The 8,193-nt window shown below is 41.4% G+C and carries 10 protein-coding genes and 2 pseudogenes; 7 read left to right on the top strand and 5 right to left on the bottom strand.

Features of this window, described 5'->3' with window-relative positions; all coding sequences use genetic code 11:
- The first annotated feature begins 27 nt into the window (after window positions 1-27).
- From NXS07_RS17605 to NXS07_RS17615, 3 genes and pseudogenes are all read left to right on the top strand, one after another.
- A complete protein-coding gene (locus tag NXS07_RS17605) occupies window positions 28-555 on the top strand; it encodes a recombinase family protein (RefSeq protein ID WP_051875900.1) in 528 nt (175 codons plus the stop codon).
- 25 nt (window positions 556-580) lie between these two features.
- Window positions 581-1,687, top strand: a complete 1,107-nt coding sequence (locus NXS07_RS17610; RefSeq protein ID WP_258087280.1) for an ISAs1 family transposase — start codon at window positions 581-583, stop codon at window positions 1,685-1,687.
- A gap of 28 nt (window positions 1,688-1,715) precedes the next feature.
- Window positions 1,716-1,928 (top strand): annotated as a pseudogene (locus tag NXS07_RS17615) (ISNCY family transposase); the annotation flags it as partial.
- A gap of 299 nt (window positions 1,929-2,227) precedes the next feature.
- Here the strand turns inward: NXS07_RS17615 and NXS07_RS17620 are convergent.
- Window positions 2,228-2,482: an ASCH domain-containing protein gene (locus NXS07_RS17620; protein WP_258087281.1), complete on the bottom strand. Its 255-nt coding sequence runs from the start codon at window positions 2,480-2,482 to the stop codon at window positions 2,228-2,230.
- A 116-nt stretch (window positions 2,483-2,598) separates the two neighbouring features.
- Here NXS07_RS17620 and NXS07_RS22255 point away from each other — a divergent pair.
- Window positions 2,599-2,763, top strand: a pseudogene (locus tag NXS07_RS22255) (ISNCY family transposase); the annotation flags it as partial.
- Window positions 2,764-2,927: 164 nt separating this feature from the next.
- The gene (locus NXS07_RS17630) at window positions 2,928-3,221 is read left to right on the top strand and encodes a hypothetical protein (RefSeq protein WP_038196669.1); all 294 of its coding nucleotides are present in this window, start codon (window positions 2,928-2,930) and stop codon (window positions 3,219-3,221) included.
- Between the two features lie 130 nt (window positions 3,222-3,351).
- Here NXS07_RS17630 and NXS07_RS17635 read toward each other — a convergent pair whose 3' ends face one another.
- Complete coding sequence (locus NXS07_RS17635) at window positions 3,352-4,038, bottom strand: hypothetical protein (protein WP_258087282.1); 687 nt, start codon at window positions 4,036-4,038, stop codon at window positions 3,352-3,354.
- Window positions 4,039-4,348: 310 nt separating this feature from the next.
- On the opposite strand from NXS07_RS17635, the gene NXS07_RS17640 reads away from it, so the two are divergent.
- Both NXS07_RS17640 and NXS07_RS17645 read left to right on the top strand, forming a co-directional pair.
- Window positions 4,349-4,489: a hypothetical protein gene (locus NXS07_RS17640; RefSeq protein ID WP_155271778.1), complete on the top strand. Its 141-nt coding sequence runs from the start codon at window positions 4,349-4,351 to the stop codon at window positions 4,487-4,489.
- Window positions 4,490-4,492: 3 nt separating this feature from the next.
- Complete coding sequence (locus tag NXS07_RS17645) at window positions 4,493-4,978, top strand: ISAs1 family transposase (protein ID WP_155271779.1); 486 nt, start codon at window positions 4,493-4,495, stop codon at window positions 4,976-4,978.
- A 622-nt stretch (window positions 4,979-5,600) separates the two neighbouring features.
- On the opposite strand, the gene NXS07_RS17650 is transcribed toward NXS07_RS17645, so the two are convergent.
- The 3 genes from NXS07_RS17650 to NXS07_RS17660 form a co-directional block, all read right to left on the bottom strand.
- Window positions 5,601-5,864: a helix-turn-helix domain-containing protein gene (locus NXS07_RS17650; RefSeq protein WP_238099281.1), complete on the bottom strand. Its 264-nt coding sequence runs from the start codon at window positions 5,862-5,864 to the stop codon at window positions 5,601-5,603.
- A 255-nt stretch (window positions 5,865-6,119) separates the two neighbouring features.
- The gene (locus NXS07_RS17655; RefSeq protein WP_258087283.1) at window positions 6,120-6,989 is read right to left on the bottom strand and encodes an integrase domain-containing protein; all 870 of its coding nucleotides are present in this window, start codon (window positions 6,987-6,989) and stop codon (window positions 6,120-6,122) included.
- Between the two features lie 14 nt (window positions 6,990-7,003).
- Entirely contained in the window at window positions 7,004-7,153 is a 150-nt protein-coding gene (locus tag NXS07_RS17660) for a hypothetical protein (protein WP_258087284.1), read from the bottom strand.
- Between the last annotated feature and the right edge of the window lie 1,040 nt (window positions 7,154-8,193).

The following is an 8,193-nucleotide window of genomic DNA, read 5'->3' on the forward strand; positions in this document are numbered from 1 at the left end:
TCTGCAGTAGCCGAGTTTGAGCGTGATCTGTTACTCGAGCGTACTCATGCTGGTATTGCGCGGGCTAAAGCATCCGGCGCGTCACTGCAACGGCCAGAACTTTTACGATTGCTTGATGATGCTGCACCGGGTGACATTATTCTTATTGAGCAGGTTGACCGCCTTTCACGTCTGGATGAAGCGGGCTGGCAGAAACTTAAACAACTTATTCAGGAAAAACACCTCGTGATTGTCAGTCTTGATCTGCCGACGAGCCATATGGCGCTTGCAGAAAATGCGGGTGATGAGTTCACTCTGGCCATGCTTAAAGCGATTAACGGAATGATGCTTGATATGCTGGCAGCCATTGCACGTAAAGACTATCAGGATCGTCGGCGGCGTCAGGAAGAGGGAATATTGAAAGCCAAAGCCGCTGGTAAATTCCGGGGACGCCAAGCAGATAACCAGCTGCATGAGAAAATCATTGAACTTCGAGTTAAAAACAGGCAGAGCATCCGAGATACCGCGAGATTGTGTGGTGTCCAGGGGTTACGCATGAAAATATTTAGTGGATAATGCCTTCATTTTTAGAGGGGTGCAGATGAAAGAATTAGTGGAGGTCTTTTCTGATTTTCCAGATCCACGTTGTCAGGGAAAGGTTAAACACCGTTTTATTGATATCTTAGTGATCGCGGTATGCGCTGTCATTGCCGGGGCTAACGCCTGGACCGATATTGAACAGTACGGCCAGCTAAAAAAGGATTGGCTGGGTTCATTTCTTCTGCTCAAAGGCGGTATTCCGTCACATGATACTTTCCGGCGCTGTTTTAGTTTATTAAATCCCGGCCTCTTTGAACGTCATTTTTATCAGTGGATTTCTCGTGACGTCTCTTCAGAAAAGCGAGCGATCATTGCGATTGAGGGTAAAAGTTTACGCCATTCGTTTGATAAGAAAATTGAACAAAGCCCACTACATGTGGTGAGTGCATTCTCGGTTGAGAAAGGACTCAGCTTATGTCAGTGTGCAGTAGACGGAAAATCAAACGAAATTAAGGCCATCCCCGCATTATTATCGATGCTTTCATTGAAAGGACATCTCGTGACGATTGATGCGATGGGCTGCCAACGCACGATTGCTCAGCAATTACGTGAGAGTGAAGCCGATTATATTTTGTCGCTTAAAGGCAATCAGGGAAAAACTTTTTCGGAAGCTGTTAATTATTTTCAACAGCAACAGATAACCCAAAAACCTTACCTTAAACCTGACTATGATGAATTCGATGATAGTCATGGACGTGGATGGGTTCTGCTGCTGACATCAGAAACAAAATACCTAAGTTCTTGGCCAAATATTCAGGCCCTTCTGGTAACGGAAACGATACGGCAAGAACACTACTCTGACACGGTGACCTCTGATTTTCGTTATTATTTAAGTAGTTGCCATGATTCTCCCACCTTTCAACTAGGTGCCATAAGAAAACATTGGGCTATAGAGAATAGTTTACATTGGGTACTGGATGTCACTTTTCGAGAAGATGACTCACGGATGAGAGAGCGGATCGCCACAAGAGTATTTGCCCAATTACGTAAAATGGCACTCAATATTGTTAAACGAGATACCAACAGTAAACTGAGTTTAAGTGCCCGAAGGAAATCGGCCGGGTGGGATAATGGCTATATGGAAGCGCTGTTATTTAATCAATTTTAGCCTACTAAAATTTCATGCGTAACCCCTGCTCAGAAAGTGGATGATAGCTGACGGTCTCTGGGTTCCCTATGTCAGACGTAAACCCCGTATATATCAGCCGCGTAACCGTCGTGATTGTTTTGGTGAACTGATCCAAATTGACGGTTCTCCTCATGACTGGTTCGAGGGACGAGCGCCTAAATGCTGTTTACTGGTCTTTATTGATGATGCGACTGGGCGGCAGCTCAAAGCGGTTTTTTCCGCTGTGCCAGTTATGTTTCAGCCTGCGTAACATATTGTATTAAAAACGAATACTCTTTCATCAACTCCCAAAAACCAACTGTGTTAGGTGTAACCTTTTCAATAAACAAATCCATGAGATAATTTCCGATTAGTCATCTTAACTTTTTATTTTCATCATAATGAGGTATGAAAGTGCAATTCAGTGTTCTGGCTGGTTTATAATCGTTAGGCTCTCAGCTCAACCTCATAAATTTTACGTTTTGCTATCATTTTTATTGGTTCTTCGATAGCTCTGACATCCGTTAGCTCCCAAGCTAACTAACCCGCTTCGTAATACGATGCGCAAGCTGCTTCAATATCACTTTCAAAAAATGGCCTAACATTTTTAACTTTGACGATTGCGACGGCTTTCCCCATTTCCTCATCACCCTCTTTTAAAAGATAATGTTGGTTCTCAACAATCAACAAGTCCTCATTACAATCAAAGTTTGGTGCCCATTTTCTTATTTCTAACGTTTTTTTTCCTGTCGCAATATTTTCACCTGCTGGTGCGACTATAGATATAGCTTTCATTAGTATGATTTTCTCATGTTAATCTGCATGTTCTCCTCCAGAGAACCGCCTGTAATTATTTATAATACATGCATAAATCAGGACATTTCTACTTAGCCTTGACATGCAAATCTGGCAACTACAGTCTTCCTGAATCGCTAAAACTTCAGGTATTGGCGTTGCTATATGAAAATTACAGTGACTTTGGCCCCACACTGGCTGCTGAAAAACTTAGGGAACGTCACGACATCATCGTCTCGGTGGAAATGCTCAGAAAATGGATGACTGCCGATGGTCACTGGGGTTACTTATTTTGGTCAAATCAAAGTTATTATCCACTTATCATTTGGTATATTGGCAAAATGTGTATCAACATGAAAAAATCTAAACTTTCGCAAAAAGAAATGCAGTTCAGTACTAATGTTTCTTTTCATCATCTGTAATTTTATAAATATAAAGGAAAAAAATGAGAAACAACTCAACCCCTTTTACATCCGCAATATGCTGGATCTCATTTTGGTTAGGAACAGTTCTTGTTGGCGCTTCATGGCTTTATGCAAAACTACAAGGAAAAGAATTTCTAGTGGGATTATCAGAAGGTTTAATGAATATAACCTCACCTGATAGCACAGTTGCGATAATGCTTTCTATAGGAGCTATGATGATCGCCATTGGAATGCTATACGTTCCCTTATTCTATACTACTGTCTTTGTACAAGCATTCATGAAAGTTCTGACGAGAAAACCAATCAGAATCTAAGAACGCTGTAATCAGGCAAGAAAAGGTCTATCAAAAAAATTAATGGGCCATTTCTTGCTCAATCGAGTTATTGTCATTCAGTGCGTCTCGTCGTATCAAGACTTACATTTAGCTGACCATTATATTTATCCTAAAGGTTCAAAACGGTTTCAGCAAATTCCCCAACCTCAATTTCAGAGTTTTCAAATTTCGGCTGGTAGTATTGCCATAAATGAGCATCTTTTCCTTCTTCCCAAGGTGGGAGAACTGGCTGACCATTTCGCCAAAATTGGATGCAAGATTTAACTTTTGGATCTTTCCTATTTCGATATATCCATCTCAGTTCACTGCCTGTGTATGAAGTCCCTTTCTTTATCTTTTGCTCATAATGTTTGTAAATAACACTCTCCATATCTATTCCATCTAAAATAAAATGAACACATGAACGGTTTAGTGAAAGAGAGTACCAAGATAATCCAGCTTTGCATTTTCTTTTTGTCACTTTTTTAGTATAGGAAAGACAATGTTTATCCCAATCAACATCAAAATTCGTCTTTCCATTATCTTTCGCAGCAGACTGTAATACCTTGTACTTACGATGATTTTCTATCGATTGTGTAAAGCTTTCTTGATTAGGTGGGATTTGTGCTCTAAGAAATTTCCGCGTTGTAATTTCTTCTGGAGTAATTGAATATCTATCAATTATTGAGAAATGATTCTTATCGCGTAAATGGCCGAAGGCTCGATATTCTATGGCATACTTGTTTCTTTCTGTATTTAAACCAAATACAAGATCCTCTGGCTCAAGACTCGTTTTAAATGGTTGAAAAAAAGGCATATTTACTCCTGATTTTTTACTTTTATCTATAAAAAATTTTAGCACTCTATATATGATTTCATTGTAAATAATTTATTCCAGTTATTTATTTTAATCAAGTCTTTCTATTGTATATTTATCCTCATGTCACTTGATAAATAATTTATTTAAAAACAAAGTATTAATAGCATGAAAAACAATTTAACCTTGACTAATAAGAAATAAATTTTTCTACTAATAGGGTTATTAATGATAATGACTCGCAGATAAGAGGATAATTATGATTGTTTTTGTGACAGGGGCAACTTCCAGGGGTTACGCATGAAAATATTTGCATCTCGTGACGATTGATGCGATGGGCTGCCAACGCACAATTGTTCAGCAATTACGCGAGAGTGAAGCCGATTATATTTTGTCCCTTAAAGGCAATCAGGGAAAAACCTTTTCGGAAGCCGTTGACTATTTTCAGTAACAGATAACCCAACAGCCTCATCTTAAACCTGACCATGATGAATTTGAAGATAGCCACGGACGTACAGTCAGACGACGCGGATGGGTTTTGCCACTGACATCAGAAACAAAACACTTAGGTTCTTGGCCGGATATTCAGGCCCTCCTTGTAACGGAAACGATACGGCAAGAACAATATTCTGACACAGTCACCTCTGATTTTCGTTATTATTTAATCAGTTGTCAGGATGTTCCCGCCTTTCAGTTAGGTGCCATACGAAAACATTGGGCTATCGAAAATAGTTTACACTGGGTACTGGATGTCACTTTTCGAGAAGATGATTCACGGATGAGAGAGCGGATCGCCACAAGAATATTTGCTCAATTACGTAAAATGGCGCTCAATATCGTTAAACGAGATATAAACAGTAAACTGAGTTTGAGTGCCCGAAGGAAATCAGCCGGGTGGGATAAGTGTTATATGGAAGCGCTGTTATTTAATCAATTTTAGCCTACCAAAATTTCATGCGTAACCCCTGGGGTGGTGGTGTGAGTGAATTGCCCTGCATCAACATTATTGATGGTATGAAAAATGGTTAATATCGATTCTCTGTCCCGTGAAGTTTTCCCCTGACTTGACATCAGAATCAATTACTGAAATCATTACCTTAAACGAGAAAAGGGTAACTGTTAAAACAGCTACCCTGTTATCTTGTCTTAAATGTTCTTTTCAACTAAACAGTACAAATTGAACTGATTAGGCTTTAACATTTAATTAACGATTGATTCCTTTTCGCGCTTTTGTCAGGAAATTTAACAACCTAGGACAAACCCGCATGGAAATTTGGTGCCGGACTCGGAATCGAAAATCATTATAACTTGTTGAAAATACAAAATTTATAATCTTACCTTTCTTTTATGCCCCTTTTAATGCCCCCGGATTTTTTTGCTTGCTTTTTCTTTTATATCTGACTGATTTTACTTATTTATATAACTCATTGCGTGCTTTTTGATTATCTTAAAGCAAAAAAGCCGTGAGGGTTAAAAATGGTCAAATCTGGCTGCCATTCCATGTTCAGGGCTTGATATAAAAAATTATCATTTTTACGAACTAGATCACAAATTGAAGTGAATTATTCCTGCGGTTTATGGCGAACCTTACGTTCAATCAGTTGACCATTAATATCAAAATAACGACTAGGCCAGATTTCTGAGGGATGGACGCCGAGATAATTCGCAATGATCCATTCACCTTTAGGCCACTGCCTGCTGAGTGCATTGGCTAATGTTGATGAACTGAGTCCCGTTTCACGGGAGAGAGCCGCTAATGTTGTACCGCGTTTGCGTAATGCAGCAATAATATCGGCCTGATGCCAGTCATTTCTAACATTATTCATTCCTGCTACCCCTTCCATTAATTAATCATTGATGGTGGCGATTCAGACAGGGTTAGCAGACTGGCACTCATACCAGCGAGACTTACGTCCCCCCTGCCTGAACCACCATTGAAAAGGCGATAACAGGCACACTGGCAAAATTTCTGCCAGTGTCTATGAGTGACAAGGCTGCTAAACCTTGACCATTGGATTTTGCCAATGGCGGGAATACTTTAACTGATTGTTTTATCTAACTCAATAACCGAACGACTAAGGTTAACGACTATAAATCCGTACCACATAACGCCCGCGACCATCACCATGCCCCAAATCCATTGAAACCAGTGCCCGTGATTCCTGACGGCTAAAACCATTTTGCTGGTAAAAACTCAGTGCATCTTGTGCCCACGCATAACGCAAACTGTGGGGAGAATGGCAGCCTGTTAAACCAATCCTTGTAGTATATGTCCGCCAGTAGTTCATGGCCTGCTTGAGATCCGGTTTATCAATCAACCTGCCGCCACGTTGTTCTGCAATAGCCATCGCCTGTTCGACAGCCTTTTTTACTGCTGCAACATCCAGTACACGGGTTTGTCTTGGTCGACCGCCTTTTGTACCGAAAACAACATGGAGTTTTGGCTCTGGTTGCTCCAACTGTTTGAGCCAGCTTTTCAATGAAGCACTGCATTGCACCGCTTCCTGAGAACGCAACCCCAATAATCGTGCGAGTTTCAGTGTGACGGCCAATCCGGCATCACGTTCAAGTGCCTTTTGATAAACAACCTGAAACGTGGCATCAGGGATCGCCTGCTTAGTTCCGGCGCGGCTGGTTCCGCTTAATCCCAATGCCTGATTACTCAATCGCGGCGAGGTTTCCAGTTTCTCCCGGCCTGCCATGCGGAAAATATTACGCAGCGCAGACATTTCATTTTGCACCGTTCTTTTGGCGATCCCCTGGGATAAACGGGCATCAACATACTGTTCCACATGTTTGGCTTTTAATTGGCTGAGACTTTTCACCTGGATATTCAGGCTCAATAACAACGCCCCCAAACGTCCTGCAATCCGAATGCGATCATGACAGGTTTTATGACTGCCGCCCGCCTTCCGGGCAAAAAATTTTAATTCTTTAATCAATCGGCTCATTAGCTTCCCTCTACTTAACCTTTCAACATGCAATCTCTGGCGCGCGACAGTTCTGGCAAAACAGTGAAGCCTGCCTTGCCCTTGACGGATATCTGTGCGCCAGAGTGAACGCAGGTTGAGGTATTACGGGGTATCGGTTGAGTACGCTGTACTGCCGCCTGCATAAGCAGGTCATCCCCACCGGCAAAAAGCCAGCCTCGATATCGTCAGGTTCTCCTTTTTCAATCTAAAAATGCAGTGTCAGATTCACTGCGCGGTTAAGCAGGCCTGAGCCTGTCAGAGTTGTGTTGTTTTTTGGCTGCGGCGTCACTTTCAGCGATAAACCGGCAAAAAGTGACGCCTTAAGTTCCACAAACAATCAGTAAAAGTCGTGCAATCGTTGAAATGCCAGTAAGCATCGCAAAACATCGCAAGGTTCAGTGTTAAACGGTAGTGATGAGTTAATTATTTGTGTGTAGAAAACCTGTTCGCTGAATATTTCAAACAGAAATAGTTAAGGCATTGAATCAGGTGTGTGAATATTATCCGGCACGTATGGCGTGAAATGCGTTCAGGACGTCACTCAATCTCACTATGCAAAAGTTAAGTGAAGATAGGATCTGATGTTGATATGAAAGAAGTGCATGATTCAACGTTCAATGCACTTGGAGGACAATATAAAAACACCTTTTTGAGGTCTTTTTTCGTTTAAAAAACCTTCATCGCCAGACAAGGGGTTTATGTCTGACAATATCTGCTTCCAAAGGTGCGCAGATGTACCGCGATGCTTGCTCTCCCTTTCAGGCTACGGGAGTTTTGTTTCGCCACCCGAAGGTGATCCTGACAGGCGCTGGATCATTTTTGTAGAAAAAGATATTAACGGTTAGGTATAGGAGAGTCAAACCGTTGACTGTTCTTGTCAGCCTTATTTTTGCCTGAATTCTCGTGCCTATTCCGCTGGTTCCCCCATATTCCGCCAAAATCAGGCGAAAACTCCATCTAATGGGTTAATTAATTTTACTGATGAGTGTGTACAATAGATTAACCTGCCGGATAAAAAAATATAACATTACAAAGTACAAATAATGATAAACAACAAGGAATCGCTGTACCTGCAAGAGCGTACCTACTTGCGGGAGCTGGCACAGTGCATAGCGAAAGAGTCACCGCATCTGGCCGATTTTCTGGTTTCATCCCATGATCCCGAGATTGCGCGTGTTTTTGA

The sequence above is a fragment of the Xenorhabdus bovienii genome (assembly GCF_024721015.1).
GTDB classification, from domain to species: Bacteria; Pseudomonadota; Gammaproteobacteria; order Enterobacterales; family Enterobacteriaceae; genus Xenorhabdus; species Xenorhabdus bovienii.